This is a genomic window from Paraburkholderia sp. FW306-2-2C-D06C (assembly GCF_058781505.1).
In genome coordinates this window covers 20,662-42,794 of the sequence record NZ_JBYSWU010000051.1, presented here as the reverse complement: position 1 = coordinate 42,794, position 22,133 = coordinate 20,662, and the positions used below count along the sequence as shown (strand labels likewise).

At 64.4% G+C, this 22,133-nt stretch carries 19 protein-coding genes and 1 pseudogene; 12 read left to right on the top strand and 8 right to left on the bottom strand.

Annotated elements, in window-relative coordinates; all coding sequences use genetic code 11:
* Positions 1–234: 234 nt before the first annotated feature.
* A complete protein-coding gene (locus tag AC3WLT_RS29320) occupies positions 235–366 on the top strand; it encodes a hypothetical protein (protein WP_492579872.1) in 132 nt (43 codons plus the stop codon).
* A 168-nt stretch (positions 367–534) separates the two neighbouring features.
* Here the strand turns inward: AC3WLT_RS29320 and AC3WLT_RS29315 are convergent.
* Positions 535–752, bottom strand: a pseudogene (locus AC3WLT_RS29315) (hypothetical protein).
* 294 nt (positions 753–1,046) lie between these two features.
* On the opposite strand from AC3WLT_RS29315, the gene AC3WLT_RS29310 reads away from it, so the two are divergent.
* On the top strand, positions 1,047–1,601 hold the full coding sequence (locus AC3WLT_RS29310; RefSeq protein WP_492595147.1) for an NADPH-dependent FMN reductase: 555 nt from the start codon (positions 1,047–1,049) through the stop codon (positions 1,599–1,601).
* A gap of 101 nt (positions 1,602–1,702) precedes the next feature.
* Here the strand turns inward: AC3WLT_RS29310 and AC3WLT_RS29305 are convergent, their stop codons facing one another.
* From AC3WLT_RS29305 to AC3WLT_RS29295, 3 genes are all read right to left on the bottom strand, one after another.
* On the bottom strand, positions 1,703–2,650 hold the full coding sequence (locus AC3WLT_RS29305; RefSeq protein WP_492595146.1) for a hypothetical protein: 948 nt from the start codon (positions 2,648–2,650) through the stop codon (positions 1,703–1,705).
* Positions 2,651–2,848: 198 nt separating this feature from the next.
* Entirely contained in the window at positions 2,849–5,131 is a 2,283-nt protein-coding gene (locus tag AC3WLT_RS29300) for a hybrid sensor histidine kinase/response regulator (RefSeq protein WP_492595145.1), read from the bottom strand.
* A 139-nt stretch (positions 5,132–5,270) separates the two neighbouring features.
* Positions 5,271–5,666 carry a hypothetical protein gene (locus AC3WLT_RS29295; protein WP_492595144.1) on the bottom strand — a complete coding sequence of 132 codons (396 nt, stop codon included), beginning with the start codon at positions 5,664–5,666 and terminating at the stop codon, positions 5,271–5,273.
* 155 nt (positions 5,667–5,821) lie between these two features.
* Here AC3WLT_RS29295 and AC3WLT_RS29290 point away from each other — a divergent pair, with 155 nt between their 5' ends.
* The 7 genes from AC3WLT_RS29290 to AC3WLT_RS29260 all read left to right on the top strand — a co-directional run bounded on the left by AC3WLT_RS29290 (position 5,822) and on the right by AC3WLT_RS29260 (position 12,894).
* Positions 5,822–6,190, top strand: a complete 369-nt coding sequence (locus AC3WLT_RS29290; RefSeq protein WP_492595143.1) for a response regulator — start codon at positions 5,822–5,824, stop codon at positions 6,188–6,190.
* Positions 6,183–6,806, top strand: a complete 624-nt coding sequence (locus AC3WLT_RS29285) for a chemotaxis protein CheC (protein ID WP_492595142.1) — start codon at positions 6,183–6,185, stop codon at positions 6,804–6,806. The genes AC3WLT_RS29290 and AC3WLT_RS29285 overlap by 8 nt, the downstream gene beginning before the upstream one ends.
* On the top strand, positions 6,803–7,741 hold the full coding sequence (locus AC3WLT_RS29280) for a sensor domain-containing diguanylate cyclase (protein ID WP_492595141.1): 939 nt from the start codon (positions 6,803–6,805) through the stop codon (positions 7,739–7,741). Before AC3WLT_RS29285 ends, AC3WLT_RS29280 begins: the two co-directional genes overlap by 4 nt.
* A gap of 257 nt (positions 7,742–7,998) precedes the next feature.
* Positions 7,999–8,847 carry a presqualene diphosphate synthase HpnD gene (hpnD, locus tag AC3WLT_RS29275; RefSeq protein ID WP_492595140.1) on the top strand — a complete coding sequence of 283 codons (849 nt, stop codon included), beginning with the start codon at positions 7,999–8,001 and terminating at the stop codon, positions 8,845–8,847.
* 4 nt (positions 8,848–8,851) lie between these two features.
* Positions 8,852–10,141 (top strand): hydroxysqualene dehydroxylase HpnE, encoded by a 1,290-nt coding sequence (gene hpnE, locus AC3WLT_RS29270; protein WP_492595139.1) that lies wholly within the window; start codon positions 8,852–8,854, stop codon positions 10,139–10,141.
* Positions 10,138–12,162 carry a squalene--hopene cyclase gene (shc, locus tag AC3WLT_RS29265; RefSeq protein ID WP_492595138.1) on the top strand — a complete coding sequence of 675 codons (2,025 nt, stop codon included), beginning with the start codon at positions 10,138–10,140 and terminating at the stop codon, positions 12,160–12,162. The genes hpnE and shc overlap by 4 nt, the downstream gene beginning before the upstream one ends.
* 3 nt (positions 12,163–12,165) lie before the next feature.
* Positions 12,166–12,894, top strand: coding sequence for a phosphorylase (locus AC3WLT_RS29260; RefSeq protein WP_492595137.1), 729 nt, complete (start codon positions 12,166–12,168; stop codon positions 12,892–12,894).
* A 109-nt stretch (positions 12,895–13,003) separates the two neighbouring features.
* On the opposite strand, the gene AC3WLT_RS29255 is transcribed toward AC3WLT_RS29260, so the two are convergent.
* Together AC3WLT_RS29255 and hpnN are read right to left on the bottom strand one after the other, a co-directional pair.
* Positions 13,004–13,975, bottom strand: a complete 972-nt coding sequence (locus AC3WLT_RS29255) for an MlaA family lipoprotein (RefSeq protein ID WP_492595136.1) — start codon at positions 13,973–13,975, stop codon at positions 13,004–13,006.
* 2 nt (positions 13,976–13,977) lie between these two features.
* A complete protein-coding gene (hpnN, locus tag AC3WLT_RS29250) occupies positions 13,978–16,593 on the bottom strand; it encodes a hopanoid transporter HpnN (protein WP_492595135.1) in 2,616 nt (871 codons plus the stop codon).
* 212 nt (positions 16,594–16,805) lie between these two features.
* On the opposite strand from hpnN, the gene AC3WLT_RS29245 reads away from it, so the two are divergent.
* On the top strand, positions 16,806–17,411 hold the full coding sequence (locus AC3WLT_RS29245; RefSeq protein WP_492595134.1) for an MlaC/ttg2D family ABC transporter substrate-binding protein: 606 nt from the start codon (positions 16,806–16,808) through the stop codon (positions 17,409–17,411).
* A 137-nt stretch (positions 17,412–17,548) separates the two neighbouring features.
* On the opposite strand, the gene hpnH is transcribed toward AC3WLT_RS29245, so the two are convergent.
* Both hpnH and ispH read right to left on the bottom strand, forming a co-directional pair.
* Positions 17,549–18,700 (bottom strand): adenosyl-hopene transferase HpnH, encoded by a 1,152-nt coding sequence (gene hpnH, locus AC3WLT_RS29240; RefSeq protein ID WP_492595133.1) that lies wholly within the window; start codon positions 18,698–18,700, stop codon positions 17,549–17,551.
* A gap of 10 nt (positions 18,701–18,710) precedes the next feature.
* A complete protein-coding gene (gene ispH / locus AC3WLT_RS29235; RefSeq protein WP_492595132.1) occupies positions 18,711–19,655 on the bottom strand; it encodes a 4-hydroxy-3-methylbut-2-enyl diphosphate reductase in 945 nt (314 codons plus the stop codon).
* Between the two features lie 360 nt (positions 19,656–20,015).
* On the opposite strand from ispH, the gene hpnC reads away from it, so the two are divergent.
* Complete coding sequence (gene hpnC / locus AC3WLT_RS29230) at positions 20,016–20,882, top strand: squalene synthase HpnC (protein WP_492595131.1); 867 nt, start codon at positions 20,016–20,018, stop codon at positions 20,880–20,882.
* A complete protein-coding gene (locus tag AC3WLT_RS29225) occupies positions 20,882–22,054 on the top strand; it encodes a glycosyltransferase (RefSeq protein ID WP_492595130.1) in 1,173 nt (390 codons plus the stop codon). The genes hpnC and AC3WLT_RS29225 overlap by 1 nt, the downstream gene beginning before the upstream one ends.
* The last annotated feature ends 79 nt before the right edge of the window (positions 22,055–22,133 follow it).

Genomic DNA, 22,133 nt, shown 5'->3' with positions numbered 1-22,133 from the left:
GCGCAAATTGAAAGCAAGGCATCGGGTCAACCGCTCAACCCCGAACAGACGTCGACGCAGCCCCACCTGAAGCCTCGGCCGCCTCGTATCCATGCTCACGTGGCGCTTCAATTATTTCAACATTTGAAAAAATGTCTTCTCCACTTCGGTGTTTTTAGGTAAACGCTGAATCGCTATTCTTCACTTCATCGATCGCACCTGATCGCAAACCAAACGCTGAAGAGGAGTCGCACCATGAAACGCATTCTTTCCGCCCTGATCGCTTCCGTCGCCCTGTTTGCCGCCGCTTCGGGCGTGGCCCAAGCCGCTTCGCCGGCCCAATGCAGCGGTCCGGCATCGTACTGCAACGTGTTCTTCGGTAACTGATCGGCGGGGGGCACGGCCGGAAAGAGATCCGGCACTGGGCTCGCCAACGAAACCGACTCGCGAAGTGAAAAAAGGGCGCCGATAACGGCGCCCTTTTTGCGTTTATGGCAAATGCACTTGCCGCGCAGCCTCTCCCGGCTCGATGCCGCCAGACGCCGCCAGACGCAATCACCGGCGGTCGATCTTCCCGCCACCATCGGATGCCATGACCTCGGCGCCACACTTCCTTGCCACGTTCGGACAACTCGCCGCAGCTATGCCGCGCGTCGGTTTCTGTGCCGTCCACGGCCATTTCGCCGCCGGGTTGCTCCTGCGACCCGCTGCCGGGCCTTTTTTCGCGCGGCTACGGCCTCGTCATGGGATTTGCCTGCGTAATTCAGACTCATTGCTCGATCGTCCGTATAAAGCAGGAGCGCCCATTTGCCTCAAATCGTCCTACGCCGAAAGCATGCTTGATTGACAAGGCAAAAGTACTACTTATCCACAAGGTTATTCAGTGAATCTGTGGATAACTTTGGGCGCTACCGGGTTATCCACCGGTTGCAATCCGCATGGTTTGCTGCCGTCTTTCCGATCGCCGGTGTTTTTGCCATCACGGCTCTCGATCCGGCGGGCTTTTGCCTATGATTGACACTTCGTACCCTTTCGCGCGTCAAGCGCCTCAACCCGAGGAACGAAACATGGCCCATCACATTGCAGTCGTCGTCGGCAGCCTGCGCCGCGAGTCTTTCAACCGTCAGTTGGCCCACGCTGTGGTTTCGCTCGCGCCCGCCGACTTCAGCTTCGAATTTATCGACATCGGCTCTTTGCCGCTCTACAGCCAGGAATACGACGCCGACTTTCCGGAAGTCGCGAAACAGTTGAAGCAGCGCATCGAAGCAGCCGATGGCCTGCTGTTCGTCACCCCCGAATACAACCGCTCCATGCCTGGCGTGCTGAAGAACGCGATCGACTGGGGCTCGCGTCCGTGGGGGACGAATTCGTTTGCCAACAAGCCCGGCGCAGTGCTCGGCACGTCGCCCGGCGCGACCGGCACGGCGCTCGCGCAACAGCATCTGCGTAACGTGCTGGCCTATCTCGACGTCGCCACGCTCGGCCAGCCCGAAGTGTTCATCAAGCACGACGCGGCGGTCATCAACGAGAAAGGCGAGATTCTGAACGACGGCACGCGCAAGTTCTTGCAGACGTTCGTCGATCGCTACGTCGCATGGGTCAAGCTGCATACCGCTGCCTGACGGTATGCCCGCGCAAGCGATCGGGTGAATATCATCGGGTGAATGAAACGCGCCGGCGTTGCCGTCACCTCGCGGCACGCCGGCGCTGTCATGTCCTCTGCTTATACGTGGTGATGTCCCGTCACGCGTTCCCAGCCGTGACGCACGGCGAGCTTGAAACGTTCCCACGTGCTTTCCGGCGAGGTGCTTTCCCAGTGACGCCGGGCTTCCGGCTCGACGTCGTCCCACGGCCTGTCGCGATAACGCGCGTCACGGCCGATCTCCGCGCCGTATCGATAGGCCGGCACGTAGTCTTCGTAACGCGAACTGTCGGCCGCGTATTGCTCGTCGTAGTGGCTGCGGAAATCTTCTTCGTATTCCAGATACTCGTTCGGAATCTGCTCGCCGATACCCGCGTGCGGCTGGCCCGTTTGGGGGACGACTTCTGACGGTTGCATGACGGCGCCCGAACCCGGCATGCTGCCGGCGGCAATCGCGCTGCGTCCCGCATCGCCGACCAGCGGATCGGATACGGGCTCGTTCAGCGGATCGGTGGCCGGCCGCTCAGCCGGCGGCGGCGGTGAATATTGCGGACCAGCCTTCGTCGCGGGCCGGCTGGTCGCGCTCGAGGTGCGAGGCGTGCCGGGCGTCACTGCGCCGATGCCCAGTTCATCGAGGATGGAATGGTCGCGGCTCAGCGGCGCGTCCCAGTCGGGCGAGCGCTCGCCGACGTCGGTAGCGCCCAGTCTCCTCAAGGTATTGCGAGCGAGTTCCGCATGCGATTCGCTCGCGGCGTTGACACACACCAGCACGGCGCCACGGCGCACGGCCTCGGCATAGCGGGCCGTTTCGGACGCGCGTGGGCCGCTGGCAAACAGGCTGGCAAGAAAACGTTCGATGTTGGCCAGCACGCCCGGGCTGGCGACTTCGTCGGTTGCCGAGCCGACGGAGGGTTCCGGGTTCGCCTGCAACTCGATAGTTTCGTGTGCAAAACCGGTTTGCACGAGCGTATCGCGGGCGATCTCCGCTTGGGAATAGGTGTCGAATAAACCAATCACAGCGTGTCGCATGGCTGCCTCCCGACGTTGGGCGGAGTAGACAGCGCGGAAACGCGTCGCTCTCCTTCCTTAACCGTGCTGCAACGTTCGTGCCCGAATGGGCCAGCGCCTGTGTGCGCCGTTCGGAAGGCAAAAAGCGCGGCGCGCCGCTGGTTGCGGGCGCCGCGTTTTTACAATTGCCGGTAAATCGCGGCGATCCCCGGGGCGTTTTTAATCTGCGGGGTGAGCCGCGGAATGCGTGCCCGACTGCGTCAGATCGCGCTGGATCGTTTGCAGGAGCTTGTCGAGCAACGCGATATCGAAGGGTTTGGATAGCACGCGCACGTCCACATGCCGCGCGCGGTCGAGTTCTTCGGCGTAGCCGGTCACCAGAATGACCGGCAGCCTGGTATCGAACGCCTGCACCGCTTCAGCCAGATCGATGCCGTTCATCGTGCCGGGCATGTGAATGTCGGACAGCACCAGATCGAACGGCAGCGGCTCGCCGGTGCGGGCCTGCCTGGCGTGGGCGTCGTCGAACAGGCGCAGCGCGGTGTCGGCATTGAAGACCCAGGTGACCTGGTGCCCCATCATCTGCAACAAGGCTTCGGTGCCGGCGGCGACTTCGTCGTTGTCCTCGACCAGCAGAATGCGCAGGCCGTGCGGCGTGCCGGCTTCCTCGACGCCCGGTTCAGCCGGCCGTTCAGCCTCGGGCGCCGCGGCGGCGCGCGGCAGGTACAGGCGCACCGACGTGCCCGCGCCGATCGCGCTGTCGATCGCCGCAAGGCCGCCCGAGCGCTCGCAGAAGGCGAATACCTGCGGCAGCCCGAGACCCGTGCCCATGCCTTTCGGCTTGGTCGTGAAAAGCGGTTCGAAGGCGCGCGCCAGCACTTCGGGCGGCATGCCGCCGCCGGTGTCTTCAAGCGACAACTGCACGAAATCGCCGACGAGCGGAAAGCCGTCCTCGTGGCGGAATGCGATGTTGGTGGCCCGCACGGTGAAACGGCCGCCGTTGGGCATCGCGTCGCGCGCATTCACGGCGAGGTTGATCAGCGCCAGTTCGAATTCGGCGACGTCGACGCGCATGGGCCAGATTTCGACGCCGATATCCATCACCAGCGAAATCTTCGCGCCGAGCGACGCGCGTAGCAACTCGCGGCATGCCGGCAGCCAGCGCTCGAGGGCGAGCGTCTCATTCCGCAACGGCTGCTTGCGCGCGACGCCGAGCAATTGCCGCGTGAGCGACTGGCCGCTCTTGAGCGCCCGCTCGATTGCCGACATCTCGCGGTCGAGCCCCGGTGCGCCGCGCCGTCGCGCGATCTGCACGTTGGCCGACACGATCATCAGCAGATTGTTGAAGTCGTGCGCGACGCTGCCGACCAGATTGCCGAGCGCCTCCATCTTGCGCGACTGACGATACGCGGATTCGATCGAGCGGCGCATCGACGCCTCGGCCTGCCAGCGCTCCCACGCCTCCTCTTCGGCGCCGAGACGCCGCAGCGACAGCCAGATCACGCACCACAGCACGATTGACGGCGTGAACATCGACAGGATCAGAACGCTGAGATGCCGGTACCAGCCGGCCCAGATCGCCGAAGCGCGGTAGCCGCTCGACACGTACACCGGATACGCGCCGACGCGCCGGTAGGCGAGGATCAGATCGTCGCCGTCGATGTCCGAACTCATTCGCACCACGCCGGCCCGCCGCACCTGAGCCAGCGCCTGGGCGAGCGGCGACTGCGGCGATATCGCCACTGGCTCGTGCGGGCTGCGCGGATAGTGCGCGAGGATTGCGCCGTCGGTGCGGATCAGGCTCATGGTCATCGGCGTGTCGCCGCTGCCGCCCAGCAGTTCGCGGTAGAACGCGCTGAAATAGCTCGGCCGCAACGCGACCGACACGACCCCGGCGAACGAGCCGTCGGCGGCGCGCCGCGCGACGCCCATGTTGAACACCTGTTCGCCGGCGACGTGTCCCACCATCACCTTCGACACGTGCTCGATATCCTTGCCGTCGCGAACCCCGGTGAAGTCTTCGCGCTTGGCAATCGACATCGACGGTGCCGGATAGAAACGGCTGCTGGCGAGCAAGTCGCCGTCGCGGCCGAAGATCGACACGGCGGCCACCTGCGGATAACCGCCGCCCATAGTGCGAAGTTTGTCGTGAATGGCGGATTCGCCGGCGCGAATGCCGTCGTCGTCGAGTCCTTGTGTGAGATCGACGATGCGGGAGTCGAGCGTCTCGTTCATGTCGAACACTTTCAGCGCGTGTTCTTCGGCGACCCGCACCGTGCGCAGCGTCATGTCGGTGGCGCCGGCCTCGCGCGCGCGCAGATCGTTGAACGCCATCGCCGCCACATACACGCACGGCAGGACGATCGCAGCGATCAGCAGCGCGATCAGCGTCATGCGCCGCACGTGGAAATTCTGTTCCGGCACGGCCGGGAACAGCGCCTCGTCCTGCCGGCCAGCGGAATGGCGGCTCGCTTGAGGCGGGTCGAACCGGTCGGGTGTCATTTTCGATTTACGCTACGGTCGTTCAAGACGAAAAAAACCGGAAGCCGGCATCATCATACGAGATATGAGAAGCATAGACTCGCGGCGGCGCGAGTCGTTGCTGCGGCAAATGGCGGTACAGATTTGTCTGCCTTTTGAATCAGCGACGAATCGGCAAGCGCAAACGTACACAAAAGTATAAAGGCAAAAGAAAGTCATCGAGACGTAATAAAATATTTTCAAAAATAGCATTTAATGGGGAAATCTGATTAGCGTAGGCTAAATTGGCGAGTTGCCTTTCCGCCCTTTTGCTTCGAAAATCGATGCCACGATAAATAATGCGTCCGCCATGTTCGGCCGCAACCGCCGCGAGGGCCGCCAGACAACGTGCACAACGCGTGACGGACGGTGCTTGCGGAACACGCGCGCGGCAACGGGACCAGTCCGATCCATGAAGCCGCTCAGATTCATTTACGGGGTAGGCTTCGAACATGCCGGTCATCGCCGTCGTCCACCGTGCGCGCACGCCATCATACGTGCCCGGCGGTTTCACCATAAGCGCCTCGCCGCGCGCGCTCCCCGGCCGTTCGCGATCTGAATTCCCGCCGCAATTCGCCTTTCTTGCCGCCGTTCGACAGACCGCGCGCTAAAGAAACTACCGCTATCTGCCGTTAACGCGCCAGAACTAATCCCGCTTTCCCCGACCCGCCCATGCCTTTGCCCATTGTGATCGCCGATGATTCGCTGCTTGCCCGAAAGGTGCTCACCAAGGCATTGCCGCCGGACTGGGATGTCGACGTGTCCTACGCAACGAACGGGCGCGAGGCGCTCGCTCTGTATCGCGAAGGCAGAGCGTCGGTGATGTTCCTCGACCTGACGATGCCGGACATGACCGGCTATCAGGTGCTGGAAGCCTTGCAGCATGAGGATCTGAACACCTTCGTCATCGTCGTCTCCGCCGATATTCAGCCGATGGCCCAGGCGCGCGTGCGCGCGCTCGGCGCCGCTGCGTTCATCGCCAAGCCCGTCACGCCCGAGGCGGTACTGCCCATCCTCCAGGAGTACGGGTTGTATGTCTGAGCCAGTCCTCAACGAAGACCGGCGCGACGCGCTGCAGGAAGTCGCCAATCTGGCGATGGGCCAGGCCGCGACGCGCCTCGCGCGGCTGCTCGACGCGTTCATCGAATTGTCGGTGCCGCGTGTGAAGGTGGTGGCGGTGAGCGAGGCCGCGCAGGCGCTGCGCGAGATGACCGGGATCCAGGACACGGTCAGCGCGGTGCGCCAGGGCTTTCGCTCCGATATCAAGGGCGAGGCGCTGGTGATCTGCCGCAGCGACAGCATCGAGCAGCTGTGTTCGCTCGTGAGCGACCCGTACGCGCGCTCCACCTACGAGACGGTGAGCCAGAACGAACTCATGTTCGACGTCGCCAACGTGCTGACGGGCGCGTGCGTCTCGTGCATTCTCGACCAGCTCGGCCGCACACCGGTTTTCTCGGCGCCCGGCCTGCTCGGCGAAGCGATGACGCTCGACGAGGTGTTCCAGCCCGGCGTGCTGCAATGGGAAGTCGCGTTGCTGGTCGAAGTGAATTTCGCGCTCGAAGACCAGAGCTTCCGCGCGCATCTCGTGATGCTGATGGCCGAAGAGTCGATCCGCCACATGAACGAGGCGCTCGACGCTCTCCTGTCCAGCTTATGAACGTGCCCGCTGATTCGTTGAGCGATCTGGTAGTCGAACGTGTCGGCTTCGGCATTTTCGTGCTCGATCGCGAGATGAACGTGTTGATGTGGAATCGGTTCATGCAGGATCACAGCGGTTTGTCGCCGGAACAGGTGGTCGGCAAATCGCTCTTCACACATTTTCCCGAGCTGCCGCGCGTGTGGCTGTCGCGCAAGATCGAAAGCGTGTTCCAGCTCGGCAGTTTCGCGTTCAGTTCGTGGGAACAGCGCCCGTATCTGTTCAAGTTCGATCACGACCGGCCGATTACCGGCGGCGTCGATTTCATGCAGCAGGACTGCACCTTCATGCCGCTGACGCGCGATCGCGAAGTGGTGGCCGTGTGCGTCACCATCTCGGACGTCACGCACGTCAGCATCGTGCAACGCGAGCGCGAGGAGGCGGTCGCCAAGCTGCAGGAATACGCGGACCGCGACGGTCTGACGGGTATCGCCAATCGCCGGTACTTCGAAGCGCGCCTGCGCGACGAATACACGCGCTGGCAGCGTTACGGCGGCGACATGTCCGTGCTGCTGTTCGATCTCGATCACTTCAAGAAAATCAACGACCAGTTCGGCCACGGCGTCGGCGATACGGTGCTGCGCGTGATGGCGCAGCGGGTCGCCGAGGTGGTGCGGGCGCAGGACACCTTCGGGCGGTTTGGCGGCGAGGAGTTCGCCTTGCTGCTGCCCTGTACGCCGCTCGAAGACGCGATGCGGGTGGCGGAAAAGATTCGCCGGACGATCAGCGACACGCCGGTCGAAGTGCAGGGCACGAGCGTGCCGGTGACGGCGAGCGTGGGCGGCGCGGCGGCGCGCGTGGGCGTGCCGGCGTACGACGTGCTGATCAACGAAGCCGATGCGGCGCTTTACAGCGCGAAGCGGCAGGGGCGCAACCGGTCGGTCGCGTTTATCTGAATCCGAATCGGGCGCCGGCGATTCCTGCCTGCGCCGCGCACCGGCGTTGGATGCCTCGCCGCCGGCGCATCCGGCTCGCTTCAGGCCCCTTACTCGTCCCCAAAACTGCGGCTTCTCACAAAGGTTGTTATACTTTTCGCCGTTTCCGGCATCCCTGCCGGGTGTTTCGCGCGTGTCCGCGCGCGCGGGCCGCTTACCCTGCGGGTAGGCATGACTTCTTGAACGCCTTTCAGCGGGCGCCTCCTGCGGAGATCGTCTTGGCTGTTTCCAATCTTGTCGTGGACGATACAGAAATCGACGCCGCTGCCGCAACGTCCGGCAGCTCGTTCTATCTCGCAATGCGCATTCTGCCGGCCGCGCAGCGCGACGCGATGTATCAGGTCTACGCTTTCTGCCGCGCTGTCGACGATATCGCCGACAGCGACATGCCGCGCGCCGAACGCGCCGCTGCGCTCGAGCGCTGGCGGGCCGACATCGACGCGTGCTACGCCGGCGCGCCGCGCGCTTCATTGCGCGCGTTGACGCGGCACATTCATACGTTTCATCTGCAACGCGAAGATTTTCACGCGATGATCGACGGCATGGCGATGGACGCCGCCGCCGACATCTGCGCGCCCGACGAAGCCACGCTCGACCTCTACTGCGACCGTGTCGCGAGCGCGGCGGGCCGTCTATCGGTGAGGATATTCGGGATGCAGGACGAGCCGGGCCGTTTGCTGTCGCACCACTTGGGCCGCGCGCTGCAACTGACCAACATCCTGCGCGATATCGACGAAGACGCCGGCATCAACCGCTGTTACCTGCCGCTCGAATTGCTGGCGCGCGAGGGCATCGCCGTGACGAGCCCGGCGCAGATCGCCGACGATCCGTCGCTGCTGCGCGTGTGCGCGACGCTCGCCGAGCGCGCCAAAGAACACTTCGCCGCCTCCGACGCGATCATGGATCGCGAGCCGCGCAGCCACGTGCGCGCGCCGCGCATCATGTCGGGTGTCTATCGCGTGCTGCTCGAGCGCACGCTCGAGCGCGGCTTCGATATTCCGCGTACGAAGGTCAGCAAGCCGCGCATGCGCATGCTGTGGATCGTCGCGCGTTACGCGCTCTTCTGAGCTGATGCAAAAGCTCGTCCATGTGATCGGCGCCGGCCTCGCCGGCCTGGCCGCTGCGGTGCAATTGCAGCGGCGCGGCGCACAAGTCGTGCTGCATGAAGCGGCGGCCCAGGCGGGCGGCCGTTGCCGTTCGTACTACGACAGCACGCTGGGCGCGACCATCGACAGCGGCAATCACATGGTGTTGTCAGGCAATTTCGCGACGTTCAACTACTTGCGCGCGATCGGCGCCGCCGACGAACTGATCGGTCCGGCTCAGCCCGATTATCCGTTCGTGGATCTGGCGACGCGGGCGCGCTGGACGGTGCGCATCTCGCCGGGAACGCTGCCGTGGTGGGTCTTCGATCCGAACGTACGTGTGCCGAACACCGGGCCGGGCGACTATCTGGCGCTCGTGCCGCTGCTGTTCGCCAAACCCGCCCGCACGGTGGCGCAGACCATGCGTTGCAATGGCCCGCTGTGGGACCGCTTGCTGCGGCCGCTGTTTGTCGCGCTTCTGAATGTCGAGCCGCGCGAAGCGTCGGCGGAGCTGACGGGCGCGATGGTCCGGGAGACTCTGATGGCCGGTGGCCTCGCGTGCCGGCCGCTGGTGGCGCGCAACGGTCTGGGCAGCGCCTTTGTCGATCCGGCGCTGCGCCTGTTGCAACATGGCGGCGCGGCGATCCGGCTCGGTTCGCGCCTGAAAGACATTCAGTTTGCCAACACCGGCCCCGGCCCCGGCCCGGGCCCGGGCCGTGTGTCGGCGCTGAATTTCGTTGACGAAAGCATCGCGATCGAAGCGAACCAGGCCGTGATCCTCGCGGTGCCGCCGGAGATCGCCCAAACGGTCGTGCCTGGTTTGCGGGCACCCAATCGCTTCGCGGCGGTCGCTAGCGTGCATTTCGCGGTCGAGCCGCCGTTCGGTTTGCCGCCGGTCACAGGGTTGCTGAACGCGACAGCCGATTGGCTGTTCGCGGCCGATGGCCGGCTCTCGGTGACGATCAACGCCGCGGACCGGGTGCTCGACACGCCGCATGAAGCGCTGGCGCAAACCGTCTGGACCGAAGTGGCCCAAGCCGCCAGTTTGCCGGCCGAGCCGATGCCGGCCTGGCAAGTCGTGATGGAAAAGCGCGCGACGTTTGCCGCGTTGCCGGATCAGGAAACGCAGCGGCCCGGTACGCGTACTCGCTGGAACAATTTGATGCTCGCGGGCGACTGGACGGCTACTGGCCTGCCCGCGACGATCGAAGGCGCGGTCCGCTCCGGCCAGAAGGCTGCGGACATGCTGCTGAATCAACCGATGGAACGCCGATGAACGATTTATCTCAAGCCCAGCAGCTGGGCGCCGTCCTGCCCGAATTCGCCGATGCGTCGGAGAGCGCGCCTGAAGTTGCGCCGCACGCGCCCGCAACGTCGCTCGACGCCTCGATCACGCGCGCGACCGATGCGATCCTCGCTGTGCAGAAACCGGACGGCCACTGGGCCTACGAACTCGAAGCCGACGCGACGATTCCCGCCGAATACGTGCTGCTGGTCCACTATCTCGGCGAAACGCCGAATGTGGAACTGGAGCAGAAGATCGCGCGCTACCTGCGCCGCATCCAGCTGGATAACGGCGGCTGGCCGCTCTTCACCGACGGCGCGCTCGACATCAGCGCCAGCGTGAAGGCCTACTTCGCGCTGAAGATGATCGGCGACCCGGCAGACGCCGAACACATGGTCCGCGCGCGCGAAGCGATTCTGGCGCACGGCGGCGCGGAACAGGCGAACGTGTTCACGCGGATTCTGCTCGCGCTGTTCGGTGTGGTGTCGTGGCGCGCGGTGCCGATGATGCCCGCCGAAATCATGCTGCTGCCCGAGTGGTTCCCGTTCCATCTGTCGAAGGTGTCGTACTGGGCGCGTACCGTGATCGTGCCGCTGCTGGTGCTGAACGCGAAGCGGCCGGTCGCGCGCAATCCGCGCCGCGTGCGTATCGACGAGTTGTTCCGCGGCGCGCCGGTCAACACCGGCACGCGGGCCCGCGCGCCGCATCAGCATCTCGGCTGGTTCCGTTTCTTCAGCGGCGTGGACGTGATGCTGCGCGCCGTGGACGGCCTGTTCCCGAAGGCGACGCGCGAACGCGCGGTGCGCGCGGCGGTGGCCTTCGTCGACGAACGGCTGAACGGCGAAGACGGCCTTGGCGCGATTTTCCCGGCGATGGCCAACTCGGTGATGATGTACGACGTGCTCGGCTATCCGGCCGATCATCCGAATCGCGCGATTGCCCGCCAGTCGATCGAAAAGCTGCTCGTCGTCAAGGACGACGAAGCCTATTGCCAGCCGTGTTTGTCGCCGGTATGGGATACCTCGCTCGTCGCGCATGCATTGCTCGAAACCCGCGAAGCGCATGCCGAGCAAGCTGCTGAACGTGGGCTGGCGTGGCTGCGTCCGCTGCAGATTCTCGACGTGCGTGGCGACTGGATTTCGCGCCGTCCGAATGTGCGGCCCGGCGGCTGGGCGTTCCAGTACAACAACGCGTACTACCCGGACGTCGACGATACGGCAGTGGTGGCGATGGCGATGCATCGCTCCGCGGCGCTGACGCAATCGGATGTCGATCGCGAAGCCATTGCACGCGCGCGCGAATGGGTGGTCGGTATGCAGAGCAGCGATGGCGGCTGGGGCGCGTTCGAGCCGGAAAACACCCAGTACTACCTGAACAACATCCCGTTCTCCGATCACGGCGCGTTGCTCGATCCGCCGACCGCGGACGTGTCGGGCCGCTGTCTGTCGATGCTCGCGCAACTTGGCGAACTGCCAGCCGGCAGCGAACCGGCGCAGCGCGCGTTCGATTACATGCTCAAGGAACAGGAATCGGACGGCAGCTGGTACGGGCGCTGGGGGCTGAACTACATCTACGGCACGTGGACCGCGCTGTGTTCGCTGAACGCCGCGGGCATGCCGCACGACGACCCGCGCATCAGACGCGCCGTGCAGTGGCTGCTGTCGATCCAGAACCAGGATGGCGGCTGGGGCGAGGGCGGCGAGAGCTACAAGCTCGACTACCGAGGCTACGAGCGCGCGCCGAGCACGGCCTCGCAAACCGCGTGGGCGCTGATGGGTTTGATGGCGGCCGGCGAGGTGAATCACGAGGCGGTCGCTCGCGGTATCGATTATTTGCAACGCGAGCAGCGCGAGCATGGTCTGTGGGACGAAACACGCTTTACCGCGACCGGTTTCCCGCGCGTGTTCTATCTGCGTTACCACGGCTATCGCAAGTTCTTCCCGTTGTGGGCGCTGGCGCGCTTCCGCCATCTGAAACGTAACGGGCTGACGCGCGTGACGGTCGGGATGTAACGGATGCCGCCTACGACAACGCCGTTCGCCGGCGCCGGCAGCAGCACCTTGCCGGTAATCGCGGTGACGGGCATGGCCTTCGAGGCGCGCATCGCGCGCGGCAAGGGCGTCGAGGTGGTGTACGCCGCGCGCGCCGATTTGCTGGAGCGCGCGCTGAGCGCGGCGGTCGCGCGCGGGTGCGCGGGGATTGTCAGCTTCGGCACGGCGGGTGGTTTGGCGCCCGATCTGGAGCCGGGCACGCTGATCGTTGCGGAGGCGGTCGAGGGACCGTTTGGGCGGCTCGCAACCGATCCGCGCTGGGCGGATCGGCTGGCTGCCGCGTTGGCCGTCGGGCCGCTCGAGGCGCGCCTGCGGCGCGGCCTGATGGCTGCTGTCACTGCGCCTTTGGTCAGTGCCGACGACAAGCGGATGCTGCATCGCTCGACTGGCGCATTGGCTGTCGATATGGAATCGCATATCGCCGGGGCCACGGCCGCCGCGCACGGCGTGCCGTTCGCCGTATGCCGCGCGATCGTCGATCCGGCGTGGCGGACGCTGCCTTCGGCGGCGACAGCGGGCTTGCGCGATGACGGCAGCACTGCGATTGCGCCGATTCTGCGGGAATTGCTGCGGCAGCCGTCGCAGATCGGGGCGCTGATTCAGGTTGCCGCCGATGCCCGGGCGGCTCGGACTTCTTTGGTTCAGGCGCGTCACGCGCTAGGAGTGGCCGGGGCCTTGCGGATGGGGACCTGACGGCGGTCGCCCCGCCGGTCAATGCGCTAGCTTGCACGGAGGCGCATATGGCCGCCTTCGTTCTGATGCCGCCATGACCCGTCGCCGTGCACGCGGTGCTGTGTCCGGCTTACTTTTCCCCCGTAGGCGCGGTTTCTAGCGCCGGAGTCGGTGCCTTCGCGCCCGAAGCTGCTGCGGGCGCCGCAGCAGGCGCGTTTGGCGTCTCGCCCGGGTCCGTGTAGTTCGGCGTACCCGCCGGGGCGCTTGTGGCGCTTCCGGAGGCCGCGTTCGGTGCTGCCGCTGCGTCGCCCGGGTCCGCGTAGTTCGGCAGGCCCGCCGGCGCGCCCGCTGCCGAGCCCTTGGCGGGCGCGGCCGACGCGCCGGAGTCGTCCTGGTCTTCGTAGTTCGGCGGCGGCGCCGCGCCGTCGCTGGTGCCGCGCAGACGCGCTTTGCGCTGCTGCGTGTAGGCGTCGCGCACGAACGAGTATTTGTCGAGCGCGGCTTGTTGCAGCAGGTCCGTGGCGCCCAGCAGATCCGAACGCACGCTCACGAACTGCAACACGTACAGCGGATTGCGCTCCGCCGGTTCGATGTAGTTCAGCGGGTTGAACTTCACGTCCACCACAAGACCCATGCTGTCTCGTACCGTGCTCGGACCGAACAGCGGCAAGACGAGATACGGCCCCGACGGGACGCCCCAGCGGCCGAGCGTCAGACCGAAGTCCTGGTGGTGCTTCGGCAGGCCGGCCGGCGTCGCCCAGTCGAGCAGGCCGCCCAGGCCGAAGGTCGAGTTGAACGCGAAGCGGATGATGTCTTCGGTCGCGTCGGTGATCTTCAATTGCAACAGGTTGTTCGCGGCGTTGCTCAGGTCGCCGAGATTCGAGAAGAAGTTGCTCACCGCCGTACGCAACGGCTGCGGCGTGACCTTCTGATAACCCTTGGCGACCGGGACGGCGACATAGCGGTCGACGCCGTCGTTGAAGTTGAACACGACCCGGTTCACCGGTTCGAACGGGTCGCCAGGCTTGCGGTCAGGACCGGTCGCGCAACCGGAGATCAGACCAGTGGCGACGAGTGCCAGCGCGGTGGTTCGCAGCTTCATGCTTAAATTTCCTTGTTCTTCGCGCGACGTGGCCGCGGTTTGCCCATCAGTACCGGTTGGAACACCACCGCGCCGATCAGCGTGCAAAACAACGATAGTGCCAGCAGTCGTCCCATGCTGGACGTCCCCGGATGGTGCGACAGCCAGAGGCTGCCAAATGCTGTTGCCGTGGTCGCCGCGCTGAACAGCACGGCGTGCGTGAGGCTCGACTGCAAGAGGCCGGTCTGGCCATTGCGCCACGCCATCACAAAGTAAATCTTGAAGGCCACGCCGACACCCAGCATCAGCGGTAACGCGATGATATTCGCGAAGTTCAGCGGCATGCCGAACACCACGCACAACTCGAGCGTCACCAGCGCCGACACCAGTAGCGGAACCAGCGTGCGCAGCACGTCGCCGAACCGGCGCAGCGCAATCCACAGCAGGATCGCAATCGTCAGCAGCGCCCAGCCGGCCGCTTGCAGGAATGCCTTGATGATCGTGTCGGCCGAATGCAGGATCGAAATCGGCCCGCCGATCGCGCCCGGCTCAGCCTTCTTCACCGCGTGCGCGAAGCGGGCGAGCATCGCATCGTCGTTCGGATCGGTGCCGGGCTTGACCTTCGGCGCGATGTCGACGAGCGCGCGGCCATCCTTGGAGAGCCAGCCCGTCGAAATGTCTTTGGGCAGGTTGTCGCGAGTGATTTCGGTCGGTTGCAGCAGATCCGCCAGTTGCTTCAGCGCGATTCGCAGCGGCGCCGACATCGCGGTTTCGGCGCGGTCGCGCGTGGCGGCGTCCGCGGCGGCGAGCTTTTGCAGCGCCGCCGAAAGATGTTTGGCTTCGGCGGCGCCCGGGCCCGGGTGATCGTCGGCGGCGAGCGCGAGCTGGTTCGACGCGCGTTTCAACGCGGCGACGCGCACCGCGTCCGTGGCTTGCGCCGAGGGCTGCTGCGTCAGCGCGGGCAGCAATTGCTGCGCGGCGCTCGCGATCAGCATCAGCTTTTGCTGCTGCTCAGTGGGTACGAAGGTGTCGAGCGTGGTCACACGGCCCACTTCCGGCAGCGTTCGCAGATGCTCGGCCATGCGGTCCGCGTCCGCCAGCGAAGGCGCCAGCGCATGCACGTTGTTGACCGCCGCTTCCGGCGAATCTTTCAGCGACAGCAGCGTCGCCATCGATTCCGTGTGCGGGTCCTTCAGATGCAGCGGGTTGAAGTCGAAGCGCAAATGCGTGAGCAAGGGCGTGGCGCCGATCACGACGATGAGCGTCGCAATCAGCACCGGCTTGCGGTGTCGATCGAGGAAATCGTCGACGGGTGCGAGTCGCGGGAAACCCGGCGACACGGCTTCGCCCGGCGGGTTGAAGACTTTCAGCAGCGCCGGCAGCAGCGTCATGTTGGTGACGTACGCGACGAACATGCCGATGCCGGCGATCTTGCCCAACTCCGACACGCCGCGATAAGCCGTCGGCAGGAACGAGAAGAAGCTTTCGGCGACCGCGACTGCCGCGAGCGTGAGCGGCACGCCGATGCTGTGCGCCGTGTGCACGAGCGCGGCGGAGAGGCGGTCGTCGCGATTGCGTTCCTCGCGGTATTTGACGCCGAACTGCACGCCGAAATCGACGCCGAGTCCGACGAACAGCACCATGAACGCGACCGAAATCATGTTGAGCGCGCTGACCATCATCAAGCCGAGCGCGGCGGTGATCGCGAGGCCGACGAACAGCGTGATGAACACGGCGAGGATCATGCGGCCCGAGCGCAGCGCGAGCCACAGGATCACCAGCACGACGATGAAGGTGCCGATGCCGTTGAGCACCGCGCCGTCCTTGACCGAGGCGAATTCTTCGTCGGCGAGCGGCTGTTCGCCGGTTAGACGGACGGCCGCGCCATAGCGCGTATCGAGGTGCAGCGCCGCGGCGGTATCGCGGATCGCCTTCGACGCGGTCGCACCCGGCTCGAGGGCGTCGTAGTTCACGACGGGCTGCACGGTGACAAACGCGCGCGCCGGATCCGTGGCAGCGCTCGTGTCGACCAGCGCGCGCCACGAAAACGCCGCCGGCTGTCCGGCCAGCACGCGGTCGAGCACGGCCGCGCTTTGCGATAGCAGATGACTCATGTCGGCGAGCTTCACCTGACCGAGTTGCAGCGGCAACAGCAGGCTCGTCGTGAGCGTGCCGGCGAGGCCGGTCAAGCTCGGATCGTGGGCGAGGGCGTTGACCAGCGGGCGAGACTGGATGAGCTGCGAGGTGGTCGACAGGACTTCATCGGTCGACGGGAACAATAAGCCGTTGTGCTCGAAGAACGGGCCGCCGGCCGGTTGCGTGACCGCGACGAACTCCTTCGAATCGGCTCGCAGCGCGGCGGTGAGCGCATTGGCGGCGGCGTCGGCGAATTCGGGGGCGCGGGCTTCGACCACGACAAGCACGGTTTGACCGCGCTCCGGGAAGGCCTCGTCGAATGCATGGTCGAGCGACGACCATTCCTTATCGGTCTCGATGAGACGGCTGATATCGGTGTTGATCTTGAAGTGATGGACGACATAAAAGCCGCTCAGGACCGCGAGCACGAGCGAGAGGGCGATGACCTGTAGCGGACGGCGCACTGAATAGGCGACGAGACGGACGATAGATGACTTCAGCATGTAGGCGGAGAGGGCCTTATCACGGGTAGTGTTTTTGACGAAAGTGCACAAGTATACAGAGCCGGAGCGATCCGGACCGTCTTCGCAGCAAGTGCCACGCCAGGCTTTACGGGGCTAGGGTGGGAACGCAATCTCGGTATACTGGTCTATCTTGCTTTTGCCGCGGGCTTGTTGGTCTGGCCGGTGCTTACTTCTCAGGTGTTGACGAGCGTATGAAACGTTATTTGACTGCTTTTCTGGCTGCGGCCGTGGTGTCCACGGCGGCGTATGCGCAAAGCGCGCCTGATGCAGTGGTGAAGAGTGCCGTTGAAGGCACCGTTGCCGCGATGAAGGCCGATCCGCAGGCGCGCGGCGGCGATATGAAGAAGATCACCGAACTGGTGGAAACGCGATTTGTGCCCGCGACGGATTTTCAGCGTACTACGCGGATTGCGGTTGGGAAGGCGTGGAGTACTGCCACGCCTGATCAGCAGAAGCAGTTGTATGAGCAGTTTCAGATCCTGCTGGTGCGGACGTATGCTGCTTCGCTGTCGCAGCTGCGGGATCAGGACGTGAAGTTCAAGTTCTTACCGGTCAATGTGACTGCCGGCGCCAAGGACGTGGTGGTGCAGTCGCACGTTATTAGCAATGGCGGCGACGATTCCATCGATTACCGGCTGACCAAGGGGGCTTCCGGCTGGAAGGTCTACGACATCAATATGATGGGTGCCTGGTTGATTCAGGTTTATCAAACGCAGTTTGCCGATCAACTTTCTAAAGGCGGGGTTGATGGGCTTATCAAGTTTTTGACTGCGCATAATGCGCGCAGCGCAGGGTAGTTTTTGCGCGTAGCGCCTGATTGGTTCTTTTCCTGCGCAGGCAAACAATAAAAAAGCGCGATGGCAAAAAAGCCACCGCGCTTTCTAAAAAACTGCAAGGTAAAAGGGGCGTACAAAACCGCCCCAAAAAACCAGCGTTAGTGTGCAGAAGCCGTCTGCACCTTCTTACCCTTGCCGGCCCGCTGGATCTCATCCAGCTTGATCTCGACATGTCGAGAAAAGACATACTCGGCGGGACGCTGCCTATCCAGAGGAATATCCTTGGTAAAAGCACCCGAAGTCTTCGGCCCACCCAGGCTGACCTTCAAGGCCTTCAGCGGATGCGCCACCGTATCCATCACGGCAGTCGCTTCGAATCCGCAGTGCACCATGCAGTCAGCGCACTTCTCATAGTTACCCGTGCCGTACTTGTCCCAGTCCGTGGTTTCCATCAGTTCCTTGAAGGTCTTCACGTAACCTTCGCCGACCAGATAGCACGGCTTCTGCCAGCCGAACACGGTACGCGCCGGGTTGCCCCACGGCGTGCACTCGTACGTCTGATTGCCGGCCAGGAAGTCGAGGAACATCGCCGACTGGCTGAACGACCAGTTCTTGCCGTTGTTGCCGCGCTTGAAAATCTCGCGGAACAGATGCTTGGTCTTGTCGCGGTTCAGGAAGTGCTGCTGATCCGGCGCGCGCTCATACGCGTAACCCGGCGAGACGGTAATACCGTCCACGCCCATCGGACCGACCGTGTCGAAGAACGCGGCCACGCGCTCGGGCACCGCGTCGTTGAACAGCGTGCAGTTGATGTTGACGCGGAAACCGCGGCGCTTCGCTTCCTTGATCGCCGCGACCGCCTTCTCGTACACGCCGTCTTGCGACACCGAGTGATCGTGCATTTCCTGATCGCCGTCCAGGTGGACCGACCAGACGAAGTACGGGTTCGGCTCGTAGTCGTCCATCTTCTTTTCCATCAGCAGCGCATTCGTGCACAGGTACACGAACTTCTTGCGCGCGATGATGCCCTTCACGATCTGCGGCATTTCCTTGTGCAGCAGCGGTTCGCCGCCTGCAATCGACACCACCGGTGCGCCGCATTCGTCGACCGCGCCGAGGCACTCTTCGAGCGACAGACGCTGGTTCAGGATGGGATCCGGATAGTCGATCTTGCCGCAGCCATTGCAGGCAAGATTGCAGCGGAACAGCGGCTCCAGCATCAACGCGAGCGGATAGCGTTTGTTGCCGGAGAGATGCTGACGCATGATGTATGCGCCGACCCGGACTTTCTGTAGCAGCGGAATAGACAAGACGTCCTCCTTAAACTTCGCGTGCAGCGAGTGGTTGCATCAGTTTCGATGGCAACTTGAATTCGACTTTTTCTTCACGGCCCGCCATCGTCGTGACCTCGACGGGCCCCAATGCGCGCAGCGCATCGATTACGTTGTTCACCATCTCTTCCGGCGCCGAAGCGCCCGCCGTGATGCCGACGGTTTGCACGTTCGCAAACCACTCCGGCTTCACTTCCGAACCGTCGGCGACGAGATGACTCGCGACGCCGCTTTCGCTGCCGATCTCGCGCAGCCGGTTCGAGTTCGAACTGTTGGTCGCGCCGACCACCAGCAGCACGTCGACCTCTTTACTCAGCTCGCGAACCGCCGCCTGGCGGTTTTGCGTCGCGTAGCAGATGTCGCGCGTGTCAGGACCGACGATGTCGGTGAAGCGGTGCAACAGGGCGTCGATAATGCCACGCGTGTCGTCGACCGATAGCGTGGTCTGCGTCACGTACGCGAGCGGCGTATCGAGCGGCAGATCCAGATGCGCCACTTCGGCTTCGCTCTGCACCAGCAGCACCGTGCCGGGAATCTGTCCGATCGTGCCTTCGACTTCCGGGTGCCCGGCGTGGCCGATCAGGATCAGCGTGCGCCCCGCGGCCACATATTGGCGGCCTTGCACGTGAACCTTGGTGACCAGCGGGCAGGTCGCGTCGAGCACGTCGAGGCCGCGCTGTTCCGCGTCGCGTTCGACCGTTTGCGCAACACCGTGAGCGCTGAAAATCGCCACGGCGCCTTGCGGTACTTCATCGAGCTCTTCGACAAAGCGCGCACCCTTTTGGCGCAGATTGTCGACCACATGGCGGTTGTGGACAATCTCGTGGCGCACGTACACGGGGGCGCCGTGTTGCTGTAACGCGCGATCGACAATCTCGATCGCACGAACAACACCCGCACAAAAGCCGCGGGGTTGAGCAAGGATGACTCGCATAAGTTGGCGAACTCCGACTGACGCGGGTTTCGAAGAAGTCGGTAAAAATGACTTTATCGCCGCGACCATCATATTTAGTTGATGTCTTGAGACCGGCGTAAGGCCGGCACAGCAAAACCAAACGCGCATTCTAACGCTATCACGGCCGCTTTGCTTCGGGCGCCCCCCGAGGTGTTGGGCCGACACCGCAACCGCCGGCTCGCCGTCCGGCGCGGCATTCCCGGCGCGGCATCCGCTTCGCAGCCGGCGATGCAGCCGGCGATGATTACGCGCTGCATCGGTTTGGCGGAACCCTTAAACTAGATGGTCCTGCGGCACATGTTGGCGGCCGCGACACAGAATGAATCCGAGGCTCGCTGGATGGACGTCGATCACTACGAAAATTTTCCGGTCGCGAGCGTATTGGTGCCAAAAGCGCTGCGCGCGCCAGTCGGCATTATCTATCACGTCGCCCGCACGGCTGGCGATATTGCCGATGAAGGCGACTGGAGCCCGGCTGCGCAGCATGCGCGCCTCGCCGACTTTCGCGCCGGCCTCGACGCCGTCGCGGACGGCCGCGCCGCGCCCGTGCACCCGCTGCTGTTCGGTAAGCTGGCCGGCGTAGTCGCACAGTACAAGCTGCCCCTCGCGCCGTTCTACGACCTGGTGCTGGCGTGCGATCAGGACATCGATACCCACCGTTACGCGGACCGCGCCGCGCTGCTCGACTACTGCCGCCGCTCGGCGAACCCGATCGGCCATCTTATGCTGCATCTGGTGGGCGCCGCCACGCCGGCGAATCTGCGGGATTCCGACGCGATCTGCACGGCGTTGCAACTGGTCAGCTTCTGGCAGGACGTCGCGGCGGACTGGAAAAAAGACCGTGTTTATCTGCCGCTCGCGGAGTTGCAACGCTTCAATGTGAGCGAGCCGCAAATCGCCAACGGCGTCGTCGACGATGCCTGGCGGGCGCTGATGGCTCACGAAATTTCGTTCGTCCGGGCCATGCTGGTGAGCGGCGCGCCGCTCGCGTTGCGTATCCCGGGGCGGCTGGGTTTCGAGCTGTGCGGCGCCGTGCACGGCGGCCTGCGCATTCTCGAGCGAATCGAAATGGCCGGCTACGACGTGTTTCGTCAGCGGCCGGTGCTCAGCAGTTTTGACTGGTGCGTGGTGGCGGCGCGCACCGTGGCTATGCGGCTGTCGCGGCGCGTCGGCGCGCATGCGCGTTCAATCGAGGGTAATGCTTAATGGCGGTGGTTCTGTTTCTTCTTTCGTGTCTGTCGTTGTTGATCTGGTGTGTGCTGCTGTTCGCGCGTGGCGGCTTCTGGCGAGCCCGTCCTGCCGCGCCGCTGACGCCGGAGCCGCGCGAAACATGGCCGGCGGTCGCCGCGGTCGTACCGGCGCGCAATGAAGTCGACGTGATCGCCGAGGCCGTCACCAGCTTGCTTCAGCAGGACTATCCCGGCGCATTCCACGTGATCGTCGTCGACGACCACAGTACCGACGGCACCGCCGACGCGGCCCGCGCCGCGGCATTGCATCTGCAATGCGCGGACCGTCTGACGGTGCTGAGCGCCAAGCCGCTGCCGCCGGGCTGGTCCGGCAAGGTATGGGCGCAGTCGCAGGGCATCGAGGCGGTGCGCACGCTCGGTCTGCCGGCCGATTTCCTGTTGCTGACCGACGCCGACATCGGCCATCCCGCTGACGCCGTCTCCCAGCTCGTTGCGCGCGCGGATGCGGAACAGCGCGACCTCGTCTCGCTGATGGTCCGTCTGCGCTGCGACTCGTTCTGGGAAAAGGCGCTGATTCCGGCTTTCGTGTTCTTCTTCGCCAAGCTGTATCCGTTCGCGTGGGTCAACAACCCGCGTAATCGCACGGCCGCGGCGGCTGGCGGCTGCATGCTGGTGCGCCGTAGCGCGCTCGAAGAAGCGGGCGGCATCGAGTCGATTCGCGCCGAACTGATCGACGATTGCAGCCTCGCCACGCGCATCAAGCATCGCGGCACCGGACGTCATCCGATTCGTCTGGATGTGGCGGCGCGCAGCGTGTCGCTGCGTCCCTACGATAGCTGGCGCGAGATCTGGAACATGATCGCGCGCACTGCATTCACGCAACTGCGCTACTCGCCGTTGCTGCTGGCGGGCACCCTGGCTGGCATGGCGATCATCTATTTGGTGCCGCCCGTCGCCGCGCTGCTGCTCGGCCCCACTGCCTGGCCCGCGTGGCTTGCCTGGGCGGCGATGTGCTGCGCCTATGCGCCGATGCTGCGCTACTACCACCGCTCGCCGTTGTGGGCGCCGTTCCTGCCGTTGGTCGCGTTGTTCTACGTCGGCGCGACGTTTGCGTCGGCGGTGCGGTACTGGCGCGGCAAGGGCGGTCAATGGAAGGCGCGTGTGCAGGCGCCGGTGCAGGAGCGCTGAGCCGCGCTGAACAGCGCGAATGTGCGAATCCGCAGTTACGCGGATTTGCCGGATGAAAATGAAAGCGGCGCTCTCGAGC

Coding starts and splice junctions, on each gene's coding strand:
- AC3WLT_RS29320 (WP_492579872.1), top strand. CDS start 235: ATGAAACGCATTCTTTCCGCCCTGATCGCTTCCGTCGCCCTGTTTGCC.
- AC3WLT_RS29310 (WP_492595147.1), top strand. CDS start 1,047: ATGGCCCATCACATTGCAGTCGTCGTCGGCAGCCTGCGCCGCGAGTCT.
- AC3WLT_RS29305 (WP_492595146.1), bottom strand. CDS start 2,650: ATGCGACACGCTGTGATTGGTTTATTCGACACCTATTCCCAAGCGGAG.
- AC3WLT_RS29300 (WP_492595145.1), bottom strand. CDS start 5,131: ATGACACCCGACCGGTTCGACCCGCCTCAAGCGAGCCGCCATTCCGCT.
- AC3WLT_RS29295 (WP_492595144.1), bottom strand. CDS start 5,666: ATGGTGAAACCGCCGGGCACGTATGATGGCGTGCGCGCACGGTGGACG.
- AC3WLT_RS29290 (WP_492595143.1), top strand. CDS start 5,822: ATGCCTTTGCCCATTGTGATCGCCGATGATTCGCTGCTTGCCCGAAAG.
- AC3WLT_RS29285 (WP_492595142.1), top strand. CDS start 6,183: ATGTCTGAGCCAGTCCTCAACGAAGACCGGCGCGACGCGCTGCAGGAA.
- AC3WLT_RS29280 (WP_492595141.1), top strand. CDS start 6,803: ATGAACGTGCCCGCTGATTCGTTGAGCGATCTGGTAGTCGAACGTGTC.
- hpnE (WP_492595139.1), top strand. CDS start 8,852: ATGCAAAAGCTCGTCCATGTGATCGGCGCCGGCCTCGCCGGCCTGGCC.
- shc (WP_492595138.1), top strand. CDS start 10,138: ATGAACGATTTATCTCAAGCCCAGCAGCTGGGCGCCGTCCTGCCCGAA.
- AC3WLT_RS29260 (WP_492595137.1), top strand. CDS start 12,166: ATGCCGCCTACGACAACGCCGTTCGCCGGCGCCGGCAGCAGCACCTTG.
- AC3WLT_RS29255 (WP_492595136.1), bottom strand. CDS start 13,975: ATGAAGCTGCGAACCACCGCGCTGGCACTCGTCGCCACTGGTCTGATC.
- hpnN (WP_492595135.1), bottom strand. CDS start 16,593: ATGCTGAAGTCATCTATCGTCCGTCTCGTCGCCTATTCAGTGCGCCGT.
- AC3WLT_RS29245 (WP_492595134.1), top strand. CDS start 16,806: ATGAAACGTTATTTGACTGCTTTTCTGGCTGCGGCCGTGGTGTCCACG.
- ispH (WP_492595132.1), bottom strand. CDS start 19,655: ATGCGAGTCATCCTTGCTCAACCCCGCGGCTTTTGTGCGGGTGTTGTT.
- hpnC (WP_492595131.1), top strand. CDS start 20,016: ATGGACGTCGATCACTACGAAAATTTTCCGGTCGCGAGCGTATTGGTG.
- AC3WLT_RS29225 (WP_492595130.1), top strand. CDS start 20,882: ATGGCGGTGGTTCTGTTTCTTCTTTCGTGTCTGTCGTTGTTGATCTGG.